Annotated in this window: 14 protein-coding genes and 2 tRNA genes; 1 reads left to right on the top strand and 15 read right to left on the bottom strand. The window is 38.8% G+C overall.

Annotation, left to right across the window (positions count from 1 at the left end; translation table 11 throughout):
* Positions 1–48: 48 nt before the first annotated feature.
* A complete protein-coding gene (locus tag AC3E9F_RS05875) occupies positions 49–1,149 on the bottom strand; it encodes an AI-2E family transporter (protein ID WP_263393467.1) in 1,101 nt (366 codons plus the stop codon).
* 105 nt (positions 1,150–1,254) lie between these two features.
* Between AC3E9F_RS05875 and pbp3 the strand changes: the two genes are divergently transcribed.
* Positions 1,255–2,496 carry a D-alanyl-D-alanine carboxypeptidase PBP3 gene (gene pbp3 / locus AC3E9F_RS05880; RefSeq protein ID WP_490672921.1) on the top strand — a complete coding sequence of 414 codons (1,242 nt, stop codon included), beginning with the start codon at positions 1,255–1,257 and terminating at the stop codon, positions 2,494–2,496.
* Between the two features lie 31 nt (positions 2,497–2,527).
* On the opposite strand, the gene AC3E9F_RS05885 is transcribed toward pbp3, so the two are convergent.
* From AC3E9F_RS05885 to pcp, 14 genes are all read right to left on the bottom strand, one after another.
* Positions 2,528–3,922 carry an APC family permease gene (locus AC3E9F_RS05885; RefSeq protein ID WP_490672922.1) on the bottom strand — a complete coding sequence of 465 codons (1,395 nt, stop codon included), beginning with the start codon at positions 3,920–3,922 and terminating at the stop codon, positions 2,528–2,530.
* Between the two features lie 123 nt (positions 3,923–4,045).
* Positions 4,046–5,458, bottom strand: coding sequence for a Fe-S cluster assembly protein SufB (sufB, locus tag AC3E9F_RS05890; protein WP_263393464.1), 1,413 nt, complete (start codon positions 5,456–5,458; stop codon positions 4,046–4,048).
* A 57-nt stretch (positions 5,459–5,515) separates the two neighbouring features.
* Complete coding sequence (sufU, locus tag AC3E9F_RS05895) at positions 5,516–5,956, bottom strand: Fe-S cluster assembly sulfur transfer protein SufU (protein ID WP_254729829.1); 441 nt, start codon at positions 5,954–5,956, stop codon at positions 5,516–5,518.
* A complete protein-coding gene (locus AC3E9F_RS05900; protein ID WP_490672923.1) occupies positions 5,943–7,169 on the bottom strand; it encodes a cysteine desulfurase in 1,227 nt (408 codons plus the stop codon). Before AC3E9F_RS05900 ends, sufU begins: the two co-directional genes overlap by 14 nt.
* A gap of 10 nt (positions 7,170–7,179) precedes the next feature.
* On the bottom strand, positions 7,180–8,442 hold the full coding sequence (gene sufD, locus AC3E9F_RS05905; protein ID WP_490672924.1) for a Fe-S cluster assembly protein SufD: 1,263 nt from the start codon (positions 8,440–8,442) through the stop codon (positions 7,180–7,182).
* Positions 8,443–8,469: 27 nt separating this feature from the next.
* Positions 8,470–9,240 carry a Fe-S cluster assembly ATPase SufC gene (gene sufC, locus AC3E9F_RS05910; protein WP_000114489.1) on the bottom strand — a complete coding sequence of 257 codons (771 nt, stop codon included), beginning with the start codon at positions 9,238–9,240 and terminating at the stop codon, positions 8,470–8,472.
* 154 nt (positions 9,241–9,394) lie between these two features.
* Positions 9,395–9,589, bottom strand: coding sequence for a DUF3272 family protein (locus AC3E9F_RS05915; protein ID WP_004253242.1), 195 nt, complete (start codon positions 9,587–9,589; stop codon positions 9,395–9,397).
* Between the two features lie 22 nt (positions 9,590–9,611).
* Positions 9,612–11,276, bottom strand: a complete 1,665-nt coding sequence (dnaX, locus tag AC3E9F_RS05920; RefSeq protein ID WP_490672925.1) for a DNA polymerase III subunit gamma/tau — start codon at positions 11,274–11,276, stop codon at positions 9,612–9,614.
* Complete coding sequence (locus AC3E9F_RS05925; RefSeq protein ID WP_490672926.1) at positions 11,276–11,773, bottom strand: GAF domain-containing protein; 498 nt, start codon at positions 11,771–11,773, stop codon at positions 11,276–11,278. The genes dnaX and AC3E9F_RS05925 overlap by 1 nt, the downstream gene beginning before the upstream one ends.
* Positions 11,774–11,857: 84 nt before the next feature.
* Positions 11,858–13,060 (bottom strand): 30S ribosomal protein S1, encoded by a 1,203-nt coding sequence (gene rpsA / locus AC3E9F_RS05930; protein ID WP_004253232.1) that lies wholly within the window; start codon positions 13,058–13,060, stop codon positions 11,858–11,860.
* A 159-nt stretch (positions 13,061–13,219) separates the two neighbouring features.
* Positions 13,220–13,291: transfer RNA gene (locus AC3E9F_RS05935), tRNA-Gln, on the bottom strand.
* 9 nt (positions 13,292–13,300) lie between these two features.
* Positions 13,301–13,381, bottom strand: a tRNA-Tyr gene (locus AC3E9F_RS05940).
* 49 nt (positions 13,382–13,430) lie between these two features.
* Positions 13,431–13,661, bottom strand: coding sequence for a DUF2969 domain-containing protein (locus AC3E9F_RS05945; protein ID WP_006148690.1), 231 nt, complete (start codon positions 13,659–13,661; stop codon positions 13,431–13,433).
* Positions 13,662–13,793: 132 nt separating this feature from the next.
* Complete coding sequence (gene pcp, locus AC3E9F_RS05950; RefSeq protein WP_490672927.1) at positions 13,794–14,438, bottom strand: pyroglutamyl-peptidase I; 645 nt, start codon at positions 14,436–14,438, stop codon at positions 13,794–13,796.
* Positions 14,439–14,442 lie beyond the last annotated feature (4 nt).

Below are 14,442 nucleotides of genomic sequence, written 5' to 3' on the forward strand. Positions count from 1 at the left end.
GGATAAAAAATAAAGAAACAGATGAATCTGTTTCTTTTTTAAAAATCCTTATTTTTCTTTTACTTCTTGTACTTCTTTATGTTTTTCATAAAGTTGAACTAGGAATTTGGATATTTCCTTTAGAATCGAATAGGTAGGAACAGCAACAATCATACCAACGACCCCGTAGATATTACTTGATAATAATAAGAGGACGAGAATAGTAATTGGATGAACCTTCATGACTCCACCAACAATACGGGGATAGAGGATATTCCCGTCTACTTGTTGGATAATCAACATGTAGATAACAGCTATAATCATCTTTTGGGGATCCGTAAACAAATTTGATATAATCATCGGTATTAATCCGATACTCGGTCCAACATAAGGAATCAAATTTGCTAAACCTGAGAAAATAGCAAAAACCAATGCATATTTCAAACCAATGACACTATAACCGATAAAAGCCAAACACCCGATAATGAATGCGTCAATTGATATACCACTAATATAACGGGAAATAGTCGCATTCAAGTTTGTAATTAAACCAGATATATTCAGTTTGTCTCGTTTTAAAATAGTTCTTTCTAGCATCGGCAAAAATTTATGCCCATCTAGAAGGAAGTAAATCAAGAAAACTGGTGTCATAATAATAATTAAAACAGTGCTTACTAGAGCTGAAAGAACACTTCCTACACTATTTGTCACACTATTTAAGATATTTTGTAAAATATCAACGTAAGAAAGATTTAATTGTTGAATTGTTTGTTGAATATCTAGCTCTTGAAAAGCAGGATATTTTGATAATTCTATTACTAAATCTTGGAGTCTACCATAAATACCTTGGCTAGAATTAATCAAACTACTCAACTGATTGATTAAAATCGGTAAAAGATATACTACACCTATCACCAGAGAACCAATGAGGACACAAAGGGTTAACAAAATCCCAATGATTCGATTAATGCGACATTCCTTCTCTAAAAAGATGACGATTGGATTTGTTAAGTAGTATAGAAATCCACCTAGTAAAAAGGGAATCATGATTGTATTTACGACACTTACAAACGGTGTAATAATAGCACCCATTTCTCTCCATAAGTAGAAAATTAAGGTAATTAATAATATCTCAGTGGTCCAGAAGAACAATTTATTTCTCCGAAACATAAGCCACCTCCTCTTTTTCCTATTTTACCATATTTCCAAAAAGATTGATAACCTTCATTATAAAAACAAGAATATTTTTTGTCTTTATGATAGAATACAATTACTATGAAGAAATTATTTTTAACATTACTAACACTTATTTCATTTGGTTCGGCTACTACTGTTTTTGCTCAGGATTTTGATGTCGCAGCAAAACACGCCATAGCTGTTGAAGCTAATACTGGTAAGATTTTATATGAAAAAGATGCTACTCAACCTGTAGAGATTGCCTCTATCAGTAAGTTGCTAACTGTTTACTTGGTCTATGAGGCTCTAGAACAAGGTAAAATCACTCTTTCTACTCCGGTAGAAATTTCAGATTATCCCTACCAGTTGACAACCAATTCTGCGGCAAGTAACGTTCCTATGGAAGCTCGTAACTATACTGTTGAAGAGTTGTTAGAAGCAACATTGGTAACTAGTGCCAATAGTGCAGCTATCGCGTTAGCAGAAAAGGTTGCTGGATCTGAAAAAGACTTTGTCGATATGATGAAAGCCAAACTTCTTGAATGGGGAATTCAAGATGCTACCCTCGTCAATTCAACTGGTCTAAATAATGAAACTCTTGGAGATAATATCTATCCTGGCTCTAAGAAAGATGACGAAAACAAGATGAGTGCCTATGATGTTGCAGTTGTCGCTCGTAATCTTATCCTCAAGTATCCTCAGGTTTTAGAAATCACAAAGAAACCTTCTTCTACTTTTGCAGGGATGACTATTCATTCTACAAACTATATGTTAGAGGGATTACCTGCCTATCGTGGTGGTGTTGATGGTCTTAAAACTGGTACGACTGATAAAGCTGGAGCATCCTTTGTCGGAACAACTGTAGAAAAAGGAATGCGAATCATTACAGTTGTCCTTAACGCTGACAACCAAGATACCAATCCCTACGCTCGTTTCACAGCAACTTCAGCTCTTCTAGATTATATCTCATCTAATTTCGCTCTTCAAACAATCGTCAATCAAGGAGAAAGCTACCAAGATAGCAAATCTCCAGTTTATGACGGAAAGCAAGATACGGTTACAGCAGTTGCTAAAGAAGATATAAAAATTGTTCAGCGTCTCGGTAGTCGAGCACAGTCATCTGTTACTTACACACCTGATAGTACTGAGCATACTGCACCACTTGAAGCAGGTACAGTCGTTGGACATCTGACCTATGATGACAAGGACTTAGTTGGTCAAGGTTATATCACCACTGACAAACCAACCTTTGAAATGATTTCTGATAAAAATGTAGAGAAAGCCTTCTTCTTAAAAGTTTGGTGGAATCGCTTCATCCGATTCGTCAATGAAAAATTATAAAAAATCGCGATAACTCGCGATTTTTTCTTTATTAATTATTTGACAGCCTAGAGTTTTTATAACCATAAGTAAAGTAAATAATAACTCCTACTACCAAGGCCAACACAAATGCTAACCATGTTTCAAGAGTATATTGAAGCATAAACGATAAACAGATAAGAATAGAAAAAATTGGTAAAAACGGTACCAAAGGTGTTTTAAATTCTTCCTCTTTCGGCAACCCTTTATCTTTTCTTAGTTTGATAATTCCATACGCTAACAGAATCAGATAAGCTAAGGTACAGATATTGAGAAAGGCTGCAATACTTGCCAAAGGGAAAATCCCTGCAGCCATTGCCGAAACAACTCCTGTTAAGATGGTAGCATTCTTAGGAACCCGACTTGTCTTCGTCACTTCTTTAAAAGTTTTAGGTAAAAGCCCATCACGAGCTAGACTATAAATCATTCGTGATAAAGCGTATGTCATAGAAATACATACTGTAATCAAGGTAAAAATAGCAACAAGAGAAACATAATTGGCTGCCCAATCTAAACCAATACTTCTAAGAGCAAAAGCTACCGCATCATCAACATTGAGTTTGCTATAGTGAACAAGACCTGTCAATAATAAGGTAACCAAGGCATACAAAATAGTTACGATTATCAATGATAAAACTATTCCACGAGGAATATTTTTCTGAGGGTTTTGAATCTCATCAACAGCCATAGAAATAGACTCAAACCCTAAAAATCCAAAGAACATGAGTGAAGCACCTGCCATAATCCCAGTGCTTCCACCATAAATCTGACCAAACCCAAAAGGTGCAAAGTCTGACCAATTTTCAGGTTTAATGTACCAGATTCCAACTAAGATAAATAAAGCAAGAGCAGAAAATTTTAAAACTACGAGTATCGAATTAAATCTTAGAGCTGTTTTCGAATTTAACAATACAAGACCTGTAACGAGAAGGATAACTAGAATTGGAAGGAGGTCGATATAGCTTCCTTGTTCAGGATTAAATGTACTATTTAGGGCTTGGGGCAGAGTAATTCCATAATGGCTAAGCAAACCTTTAAAATAGGCCGCCCAGCCAGAAGCAACGCCTGAAACTGCTGTCATAAATTCCATAATGGTTAACCAACCAGCTATCCAAGCTGGAAATTCACCCAAAATTGAATATAAATAACTATATGCTCCACCCGTTGCAGGAACACGAGAGGCAAATTCTGCAAAAAAGAGAGCAGATAAGGACACACAAATCGCAGAAATCACGATAGATACCACAAGAGCAGGCCCTGCCAGTGTTGCTGCAGCTGTTCCTGTAATGGTAAAAACACCAGTTCCCACCATAGCACCAATTCCCAAGAGAATTAAATCCCATAATTTCAAATGACGATGCATTTCTGTTTTACCTAGACTAACGTCCTTGGTTCTAAAAATATTCATTCTTCATCTCCACTAACAATAATTGTTTTATTTTACCATAAATAATGTATTTTGTGAATATTTATAAAGTTATATCTAAAAAACTGAACAAATTTAATATTTGCTCAGTTTTTATTCATTTTATTATCCGACTGATCCTTCCATTTCATAGCTGATCAAGCGGTTAAGCTCAACTGCGTACTCCATTGGAAGTTCTTTGGTGAAGGGCTCCACAAATCCCATGACAATCATCTCTGTTGCCTCGGATTCTGACAAGCCACGGCTCATTAGATAATAGAGTTGTTCTTCAGAAATCTTAGAAACCTTGGCTTCGTGCTCAAGTGCAACTTGAGAGTTGTGGATTTCATTAAACGGAATGGTATCTGATGCAGACAAGTCATCCATGATAATGGTATCACACTCGATATGAGAAACAGATTTCTTAGAGTTCTTGTTGAAAGTCACTTGTCCACGGTAGTCTACCTTACCACCGCCTTTAGCGATTGATTTAGAGACAATAGACGAGCTCGTATGTGGAGCATTGTGGATCATCTTGGCACCAGTATCTTGGTGTTGCCCTGCATTGGCAAAGGCAATGGACAACATGGTCCCACGCGCTCCTTCTCCATCCAGATAAACAGATGGGTACTTCATGGTTGTTTTGGCACCTAGGTTTCCATCAATCCACTCAACAGTCGCATCTTTCAAAGCTTTAGCACGTTTTGTTACCAAGTTATAGACGTTATCAGACCAGTTTTGGATGGTTGTATAACGCATGTAAGCTCCATCCAAAGCAAAGATTTCTACAATGGCAGCATGCAAACTGTTGCTTGAATAAGTCGGCGCTGTACATCCTTCTACGTAGTGGACGCTTGCTCCTTCATCAACGATAATCAAGGTACGTTCAAACTGACCAGTATTTTCGTTGTTGATACGGAAGTAAGTTTGAAGTGGAATATCCACTTTAACGCCTTTTGGTACGTAGATAAAGGTTCCACCTGACCATACTGCTGAGTTGAGGGCAGCCAACTTGTTATCAGTCGGAGGTACTAACTTCGCAAAGTATTGTTTAAACAAGTCTGGGTACTCTTTGAGGGCAGAATCTGTATCTGTAAAGATAATTCCTAACTTCTCAAATTCTTCCTTCATGTTATGGTAAACCACTTCTGACTCATATTGGGCAGAAGCTCCAGCTAGATAAGCACGCTCAGCTTCAGGAATCCCGATACGTTCAAAGGTTTCCTTAATCTTTTCAGGTACATCATCCCATGAACGAGCTGGTTTATCAGATGGTTTTTGGTAGTAAATCAAGTCATCAAAATCAATCTCTGACAAGTCTGCTCCCCAAGTTTGCATAGGCATTTTTTTAAAGGTTTCGTAAGATTTCAATCGGAATTCTAACATCCACTCAGGTTCACCCTTAGCAGCTGATAGCTCACGAATGACAGCTTCGTTCAATCCTTTTCCTGTCGATAGGACAGGCTCTACATCGTCATGGAAACCAAATTTATATTCACCAAGATCAATTGGTTTTGGTTCTACTCTTTCTTCAGCCATAATATCCTTTCTTTCATTCTTTATTTCTAGTGATTTATAAGACAAAGAAAGCTTGTCTTATTTGTTTTCTTGGTCTTCAATTGTTTTTTTAAGGGCATTCCAAGCTAGGGTTGCGCATTTAATTCGTTGAGGGAATTTAGCAACTCCTGATAAGAAAGCTGCATCTCCAAGTTGATCTTGACGCTCATCCTTTTGACCTTGAACCATTTCAGAAAAGATGGTTGCAAGCTCTAAGAGTTCTTGCTTGGTCTTTCCTAAGACTGCATCTGTCATCATACTAGCAGAGGCAGTTGAAATCGTACAACCAGAGTTTAGAAAAGCGATATCTTCCAAACGATCATCTGCATCAAACTTGACAGAGAGATTAATGACATCACCACAGGTTGGATTGTTAAGACTGATTTGTTCAGCATCTTCCAACCTACCTTGGTGATGGGGATTTTTCGAATGATCCGCTACCACTGCCATATAAAGGCTATCTAGTTTAGAAAGTGCCATTGAAAAACTCCTTTGTCTTTTGTAAGGCATCGACCAGTTTGTCGCAATCCGCCTTGGTATTATAGATATAGAAACTTGCACGAGCTGTTGCTGGAACTTCCAAATACTGGAGCAAGGGTTGAGCGCAATGGTGACCGGCACGAACCGCTACTCCTTCATAATCCAGAGCTGTCGCAAGGTCGTGAGGATGAAGGTCACCTAGGTTAAAGGCAATAACACCTGAACGCTGAGCCAAATCTTGCGAACCGTAAATGGTTAAACCTTCAATTTCCTGCAATTTTGGAAAAACATATGCAATCAATTCCTGTTCATGAGCTTCAATCGCATCCATCCCAAGATTTTCAAGATAATCTACTGCAGCAGCAAGTCCAATCGCACCTGCCATATTGGGAGTTCCAGCCTCAAATTTCCAAGGCAATTCCTTCCAACTTGCAGATTGTTCATAAACAAAATCGATCATCTCGCCACCAAATTCAACTGGTGACATTTGTTCCAGATACTTTTCTTTACCGTAAAGGACGCCAATACCAGTCGGACCAGCCATCTTGTGACCTGAAAATGCAAAGAAGTCTACATCCAAGTCTAGGACATCAATCTTCATATGAGGTGTAGACTGAGCACCATCTACCACCATAATAGCTCCAACTTCATGAGCCATTTGCGTGATTTCTTTGATAGGATTAACCACTCCAAGAACGTTTGATGCGTGAGCTAGTGAAACAAATTTAACTTTGTCAGTCAATTTAGAACGCAAGTCATCCATATCCAGAGCTCCATCTTTGAGATAAACATAAACAAGCTCTGCCCCAGTCTTTCGGCAAGCTTCCTGCCATGGAATAATATTGGAATGGTGTTCCATGACTGAAATCAAGACCTGGTCATCTTCAGTCAAAATTTCCTCAGCGAAACGTGCCACCCAGTTGAGACTAGTCGTAGTTCCTCTTGTGAAGAGTACTTCCTTTGTCGAACCTGCGTTGATGAACTTACGAATAGTTTCACGAGCAGCTTCGTAGGAAGCAGTCGCACGCTCTGCCAAGGTATGAACACCACGGTGGACATTGGCATTATCCTGCTTATAGTAGCGATTAATGGCTTCCAGAACTGCTAATGGTTTTTGTGTCGTCGCAGCATTGTCCAGATAGACCAAAGGCTCATCATTGACGTTCTGGTCTAAAATTGGAAAATCCTTGCGAATCACTTCTACATCTAACATAGGCTTCCCCTTAGCGTTTTGACAATTTTTCTTCGATAGTTGCAATCATTTCATCACGAACTTCCTTGACTGGAATCTCAACGATAACTGATCCAAGGAATCCACGTACAACCAAGCGTTCTGCAGTTGCTTGATCTAAACCACGGCTCATAAGGTAGTACATATCTTCTGGATCAACTTGACCAATAGAGGCCGCGTGTCCTGCAGTGACATCATTTTCATCAATCAAAAGAATTGGGTTAGCATCTGAACGAGCCTGGTCTGAAAGCATGAGAACACGGCTTTCTTGCTGAGCATCTGCTCCCTTAGCACCCTTGATGATGTGGCCAATACCATTGAAAGTCAAGGTTGCTTTTTCAAGAATAACCCCATGTTGTAGGATATTACCGATAGAGTTGCAACCGTAGTTTGTTACGCGAGTGTCAATCCCTTGTACCTGACGACCGCTTGAAAGAGCTATGACCTTGAGGTCTGCATGGCTACCATTTCCAAGCAAGTCACTATCAAAGTCAGCAACAACGTTTCCTTCGTTCATGACACCGATTGCCCAGTCAATACTTGCATCGTTGCCTAGTTTACCACGGCGGCTAATGTAGGCAGTGACGTTTTCACCTAGACGATCAATCGCAGCAAATTTCACTTGTGCACCTGAACGTGCAATGACTTCAACTGTGATATTGGCAGTTGCCTTAGCACTACCCTCACCGCGTGATTCTAAACGTTCGAGGTAGCTGATTTTAGAGTTTTTACCTGCAATGATAAGAATATGCTTGTTAAATGGTACATCACTATCACTATCTTGGTAGAAAATTCCTTCGATTGGCTCAGCAATCTCAACATTATCAGGAATGTAGAGAACCGCACCACTATTAAAGTAGGCTGTATGATAGGCTGCCAATTTGTCATCGTCATACTTAACTGATGACATGAAAAATTCTTCTACGAGTTCTGGAATTTCTTCTAGAGCTGAGTGGAAGTCTGTAAAGACAACTCCTTGTTCAGCCAACTCAACTGGAATTTGTTCAAAAACAGTTTGAGTTCCAACCTGCACCAACTTCAAGTGATTGTCTAGAGCAGTGAAGTCAGGAACATTTGCTGATGGTTCACTTTCTGTAATAGTTCCATCACCCAGATTCCAACGGTGAAATTTAACACGCTCAATAACTGGTAATTCTAAACTCTCAATCTTATCAAAGGCTTTTTGACGGAGGTCAGCCAACCAGCTTGGTTCAGCATGCATTTCTGAAAAAAGTTTAATAGTTTCTTTAGTCATTTACTTCTCCTAAAAGATACGAGGGAATTACAATTCTTCCTTGTAGTCATAGCCAAGTTCTTCAGCTAGTTTCGCGTATCCTTCACGTTCCAAGCGTGCAGCCAATTCTGGACCACCAGAAAGAACAACACGACCTTCCATCATAACGTGTACCACATCTGGTGTGATATAGTTCAAAAGACGTTGGTAGTGAGTAATGATCATAGCACCAAAACCTTCACCACGCATAGCATTCACACCTTTAGAGACAACTTTAAGGGCATCAATGTCAAGACCTGAGTCAATCTCATCTAAGAGGGCAAAAGTTGGTTCCAACATCAAGAGTTGAAGAATTTCGTTACGTTTTTTCTCACCACCTGAGAAACCTTCGTTGAGGTAACGCTCTGCCATTTCTTCTTTCATGTTGAGCAATTCCATTTTTTCGTCTAACTTAGTGATAAATTCACGAACTGAAATCTTCTCATCATCTTCTTTACCAGCATTCATAGCTGCACGAAGAAACTCAGCATTGGTAATCCCAGGAATTTCTGACGGATATTGCATGGCAAGGAAAAGTCCCATACGCGCACGCTCATCCACTTCCAATTCAAGGATGTTTACACCGTCAAACAAGACTTCACCTTTAGTGACTTCATAGTTTGGGTTCCCCATAATAGCAGCTGAAAGAGTAGACTTACCGGTACCATTTGGTCCCATGATAGCTGCAATTTCTCCTGTTTTAAGAGTCAGATTGACCCCTTTTAAAATTTCTTTTCCTTCAATTTCAACGTGAAGATCTTTGATCTCTAATACTGACATGATTGTTCCTTTCTTTTCATCCTTTTTACTGTATTTACCTGAAATTTAACCTTTTTAAATCCCTAGAAAAACACAGTAAAATGTCAATAAATATACCTTAATAGTATAACAAAAAAAAGCCTAAAAGGCTTTGATTTTGTCTAGAAGCTAGGAGCTACTTCTTCCCTTGAAAATGATCATCTATAGCGCTCACAATTTTACCCATGATATAACTCACGCGAAAATTTCTCAAGATCAAAATAGCCCAAAGCAAGGCCACGATATACCGTTGCTCCATGATGGATTCATTAAAGAAATAAGTCTCAGCAGCAGTAAATAAGGCCATGATAATAAATTGTTGTCTGTTCATAGTCTTTTACCACCAATTCCTTTTAGTCTTCTGCTATAGTCACTTTATCTGCTAAAAATTCAAATCCTTGAGGAAGTATGGACTCTTCAATCTCTTCCTTCACGACTTGTTCTTGAGAACCTTTAACTCTGCTTGAAAATGCAGCTCGAACTTCCTTCCATTCTTCCATAGAAATAGCAAGAATCTCTGGAGAAAATCCAGCGGCACGACTAAGAATATTACCAAACATGGTGTTAAGATTGTCTCGTTTCATGGTTTGACCAGCATTGAAATTCGATTCAAAAGCCAAAATCGCATGACGTTCATTAGCAGCAACTGGTTTAGAACCAGCCAAGAGTGCCTTATCTGGACCAGATAAGCTTTCGATGACTTCTCCCCAAGCATTCTGAAGACGAATTAAGTTTTGTCGGGCCAAGTCTGGATTTTCTACTGCTTCTTGAAGAATAGACTGCACCTTATTTCGGTCCACACGATAGATTGACTTAGAGCTGGTCGGACGGCTTGATGTAGAAACAGTTTGCTTAGGGTTAGAACCAACATTGGCAAGAGCTTGTTTCAATCGTGCAACTTCTTCTCGAAGAGAGGACAACTCTTCAGCTACCTCACCTGAAAGTTCTGGTTGAAAATCAATTTCTGCTAAACGGATGGTCATCATTTCGGCGTAAATCTTAGGTTGTAGACTAGACTTAATGTCAGATAGACTTCTAGTAGCAAGGCTAATCATCTCAAACAAGACATCCTGCGGAAGAGCTAAGTTTCTCTCAAATGCATCACTATGATGTGTATTTTCTCCGCCTGCTTGAACAATTAAGATATCACGTAGATATTGCAGCAAATCAACTACAAATCGTGTCATGCTCTTTCCATTCTCAAAAATCAGATCAAGATTTTCCAAGGCGCCCGGTACATCCTTTCGAGCTAAAGCAGCTACGTAATTATCCAAGGCACTTAAACTAATGGTCCCTGTAATTTCTTCTGAGACTGCAGTTGTCAAAGTAGCTTCCTGGGTTAAACTTAATGCCTGATCAAGAATTGATAGGGCATCCCGCATTCCACCTTCAGCCCGTCGAGCAATAATTTCAACAGCCTCTGTTTCGTAATCAATCCCTTCTTTTTCCAAAATCTGGAAGATATGATCTCGAATATCCTGAGTCTTAATAGACTTAAACTCAAATCGTTGAACACGAGACAAAATCGTTGCAGGAATTTTATGGAGCTCAGTCGTTGCCAAAATAAATACAACATTTGGAGTTGGTTCTTCCAGTGTTTTCAAAAGGGCATTAAAGGCACCTGTTGATAGCATATGAACCTCGTCAATGATATAAACCTTATACTGAGCTATACTTGGAGCATAAGTTGATTTATCACGAATATCACGAATTTCATCAACCCCATTATTAGAAGCTGCATCCATTTCAATAACGTCTTCTAAACTTCCATCCGTTACAGCTTGACAGATATAACAGTTATTACAAGGCTCTCCCCCTACTTGATTAGGGCAATTCATAGCCTTAGCAAATATTTTGGCTACACTGGTTTTACCAGTTCCACGAGGCCCAGAAAATAAGTAAGCATGACTAATCTTATCCTGTTCCACAGCCTGTTTAAGGGTTCTAGCAACAACTTCCTGGCCCACTAGCTGTGAAAAATTTTGACTTCTATACTTTCGATAAAGCGCCTGATACATTATGCTTTCTCCTCAAACATTGAAAATTTCCATTCTGTTTTATCTAGTAGAATGGACACAAACTCTTCTAAATACTGTTGATCTATGTAATCATAATCATCTACCTGAGATGAATCCAAATCCAATACCCCCAGAAGTTGCCCATCTTTTACCATAGGAAGTACAATCTCGCTACGAGCACTACTATCACAAGAAATATAGTTTGGGTAAGTCTTCACATCTCCAACAATGACTGTTTGACGGCTAGCAGCTGATTCCCCACAAACTCCTTTTCCGAGCGCAATTCTAACACATGAAACACCACCTTGAAATGGGCCCAAAATAAGCTCATTTCCGTCATATAAATAGAAACCTGCAAAGACAGTACGAGGAAAGTTCATTTTTAAGAGAGCACTAGCATTTGATAGATTAGCCAACACATTGGTCTCACCTTCTAAAAGACTAGAAAGTTGTTCATTTACAATTTGGTAAATTGATTCTTTTTCGGAATGTAACATAAATCCATTATATCAAAAAATACTAGTTGAAAAAAGAAAAATCCCTTGTTTTACAACAAAGGATTTATAATTAGTTCTGATTGATTAAAGTTCGATGTCTCCGAACAAGTCAGCCATTGAGAATCCTGTTTGAGTTTCAGGAAGTTCAAAGTCACGTTTTTCTTGACGTTTTGGACGACGTGGACGTGGAGCACGTTTTTCTTCGTTTTGTCCTTCTTCTTGAGCTGGACGTTCTTCAAGAGCTTTGATAGAAAGTGATACACGTTCTGCATCAGCATTAACATCAAGAACTTTAACAGTAACTTCTTGACCAACTGTAAGAGCTTCTTTTGGATTTTCAATACGTTTGTGTGAAATTTGTGATACGTGAACAAGTCCATCGATACCTGGCAATACTTCAACAAATGCACCGAAGTCAGTCAAACGTTTAACTGTACCTTCTACAACGTCACCTTTAGCCAATTTTTGCTCAACGCCATCCCATGGTCCAGGTGTTGTTGCTTTAAGTGAAAGTGATACACGTCCTTCTTCTTCGTTAAGGTCAAGGATTTTCACTTCTACTTCTTCACCAACAGTTACAACTGATTTTGGTGAAACGTTACGTTCGTGTGACAATTCAGTCAAGTGAACCAATCCATCAACACCACCAAGGTCGATGAAAGCACCGAAGCTTGTGATACGAGCAACTTTACCAGTTACTACATCACCAGCAGCCAATTTACCGAAAACTTCTGCACGAGCTGCTGCAGTAGCTGCTTCGACAACTTCACGACGTGAAAGAATGAAGCGGTTTTCTTTAGGGTCAACTTCTTTGATTTTAGCTTCAAATTCTTGACCTACAAAACGCTCAGTGTTACGTACGAAACGAGTATCCAACATTGAAGCTGGGATAAATCCACGCAAACCTTCAAATTCTACTGAAAGTCCACCTTTAACAGCGCGAGTTCCTTTAACTGTAACAACTTCTTCTTCGCGTCCTACAAGTTTATCCCATGCTTTGCGAGCTTCAAGGCGTTTTTTAGATACAAGGTATGTTACTGTATCAGTATCTTTACCAACTACTTGACGAAGTACAAGAACATCAAATACTTCACCTACTTTTACAAAGTCATTGATATCAGCATCGCGATCGTTTGTCAATTCGCGAAGAGTCAAGACACCTTCAACACCAGTTCCAGAGATTGCAACGTTAGCTTGATTAGCATCAACTGTCAATACTTCAGCACTAACAACATCACCAGGTTCAACTTGGCTAACGCTATTTAGCAAATCTTCAAATTCATTCATCTAAAAAATCCTCCAACAATCAAGTCTTTTTAACTTGACATACTTATAATTTTTTTCCTAAGCACCCGCAACGACATGAACATCTCGAACGTCCTTCAATTATAAAAATAAAATACCCTAAGATATTTTTCTTTTTATCTTGAATTTATTACCTAAGAACTGGGGTAGCTGGATTCGAACCAACGCATGAGGGAGTCAAAGTCCCTTGCCTTACCGCTTGGCTATACCCCATTGATGATATGGAGAGAGAGGGATTCGAACCCCCGAACCCGAAGGAGCGGATTTACAGTCCGCCGCGTTTAGCCTCTTCGCTATCTCTCCGACAATCAACGAAAACTATTATATCATGAAAATTTGCAAAAAACAAGCATTATTTTGCTAAATTATAGTTCTCAATCAATATTTCCACAGCTTTTTCAAGATTTTTGTAAAAACTATCGACATTTCCATTCTTTATGATTGCAAATTGGTCATCTAGTTCGGCAATTTCACCGATTAATTTTTTTCCAATCATTAAAGTATAACCATCGTACTTATCTTTTCCAACTACTACTTTAGCATCTGACAATTGAATCTCAATTTTTTTATCTTTTTTGCTCATACCATACCTCTTTTCACTTTTTCTATTTTACAAGAAATTCCCTAATCTAGCAAGAAAAAACTCTCTACCAAGCCAATCTCGATAAAGAGTTTTCTATATAACATAGGGATTTTTAAACACAAATTTTGAATGTTAGTGAGTCGTCCCTCCGACCAACTTCAAATCTTTATCTTTATGGTCCACGATAGCACCAATAGCAGCTTCGATGCCTCGGACAATATCTCTTAAGCACATGGATGAAGTATTAGGCTTATTTACCACTTGTTCTGTCATATAGGGAATATGCATAAAACCTGCCCTCATATTAGGGAATTTCTTATCCGCTAAATAGAGAGCCTGATACATCAAATGGTTGCAAACAAAGGTTCCAGCTGTATTGGATACTGAAGCAGGTAACCCTTCTTCTTTTATGGCTTGTACCATTGCTTTGATAGGAAGTGTGCTAAAGTAAGCAGCTTCTCCATCTAGGCGAATGGGAGTGTCAATCGGTTGATTTCCTTGGTTATCTGGAATTCTAGCATCATCTTGATTGATAGCAACTCTCTCAGGAGTTAAACTCGCTCTTCCTCCTGCTTGTCCGATACAAAGCACCACATCTGGCTGGTATCGATTTATTTCTGCTTCTAAAACCTCTGCTGATTTATAAAAGACTGTTGGAATCTCTACCCAGCGTATCTCAGCGCCATGAATTATAGAAGGTAGTGATTTAACTGCTTCTAGAGCTGGATTGACCTTTTCACCACCAAAAGGATCAAATCCTGTAACTAATATTTTCATTTTA

This window comes from Streptococcus sp. SCPM-O-B-15277 (M60), from assembly GCF_058200335.1.

What these genes read in the sequence shown, in the direction of transcription:
- AC3E9F_RS05875 (WP_263393467.1), bottom strand. Translation starts at nt 1,149, where the DNA reads ATGTTTCGGAGAAATAAATTGTTCTTCTGGACCACTGAGATATTATTA.
- pbp3 (WP_490672921.1), top strand. Translation starts at nt 1,255, where the DNA reads ATGAAGAAATTATTTTTAACATTACTAACACTTATTTCATTTGGTTCG.
- AC3E9F_RS05885 (WP_490672922.1), bottom strand. Translation starts at nt 3,922, where the DNA reads ATGAATATTTTTAGAACCAAGGACGTTAGTCTAGGTAAAACAGAAATG.
- sufB (WP_263393464.1), bottom strand. Translation starts at nt 5,458, where the DNA reads ATGGCTGAAGAAAGAGTAGAACCAAAACCAATTGATCTTGGTGAATAT.
- sufU (WP_254729829.1), bottom strand. Translation starts at nt 5,956, where the DNA reads ATGGCACTTTCTAAACTAGATAGCCTTTATATGGCAGTGGTAGCGGAT.
- AC3E9F_RS05900 (WP_490672923.1), bottom strand. Translation starts at nt 7,169, where the DNA reads ATGTTAGATGTAGAAGTGATTCGCAAGGATTTTCCAATTTTAGACCAG.
- sufD (WP_490672924.1), bottom strand. Translation starts at nt 8,442, where the DNA reads ATGACTAAAGAAACTATTAAACTTTTTTCAGAAATGCATGCTGAACCA.
- sufC (WP_000114489.1), bottom strand. Translation starts at nt 9,240, where the DNA reads ATGTCAGTATTAGAGATCAAAGATCTTCACGTTGAAATTGAAGGAAAA.
- AC3E9F_RS05915 (WP_004253242.1), bottom strand. Translation starts at nt 9,589, where the DNA reads ATGAACAGACAACAATTTATTATCATGGCCTTATTTACTGCTGCTGAG.
- dnaX (WP_490672925.1), bottom strand. Translation starts at nt 11,276, where the DNA reads ATGTATCAGGCGCTTTATCGAAAGTATAGAAGTCAAAATTTTTCACAG.
- AC3E9F_RS05925 (WP_490672926.1), bottom strand. Translation starts at nt 11,773, where the DNA reads ATGTTACATTCCGAAAAAGAATCAATTTACCAAATTGTAAATGAACAA.
- rpsA (WP_004253232.1), bottom strand. Translation starts at nt 13,060, where the DNA reads ATGAATGAATTTGAAGATTTGCTAAATAGCGTTAGCCAAGTTGAACCT.
- AC3E9F_RS05945 (WP_006148690.1), bottom strand. Translation starts at nt 13,661, where the DNA reads ATGAGCAAAAAAGATAAAAAAATTGAGATTCAATTGTCAGATGCTAAA.
- pcp (WP_490672927.1), bottom strand. Translation starts at nt 14,438, where the DNA reads ATGAAAATATTAGTTACAGGATTTGATCCTTTTGGTGGTGAAAAGGTC.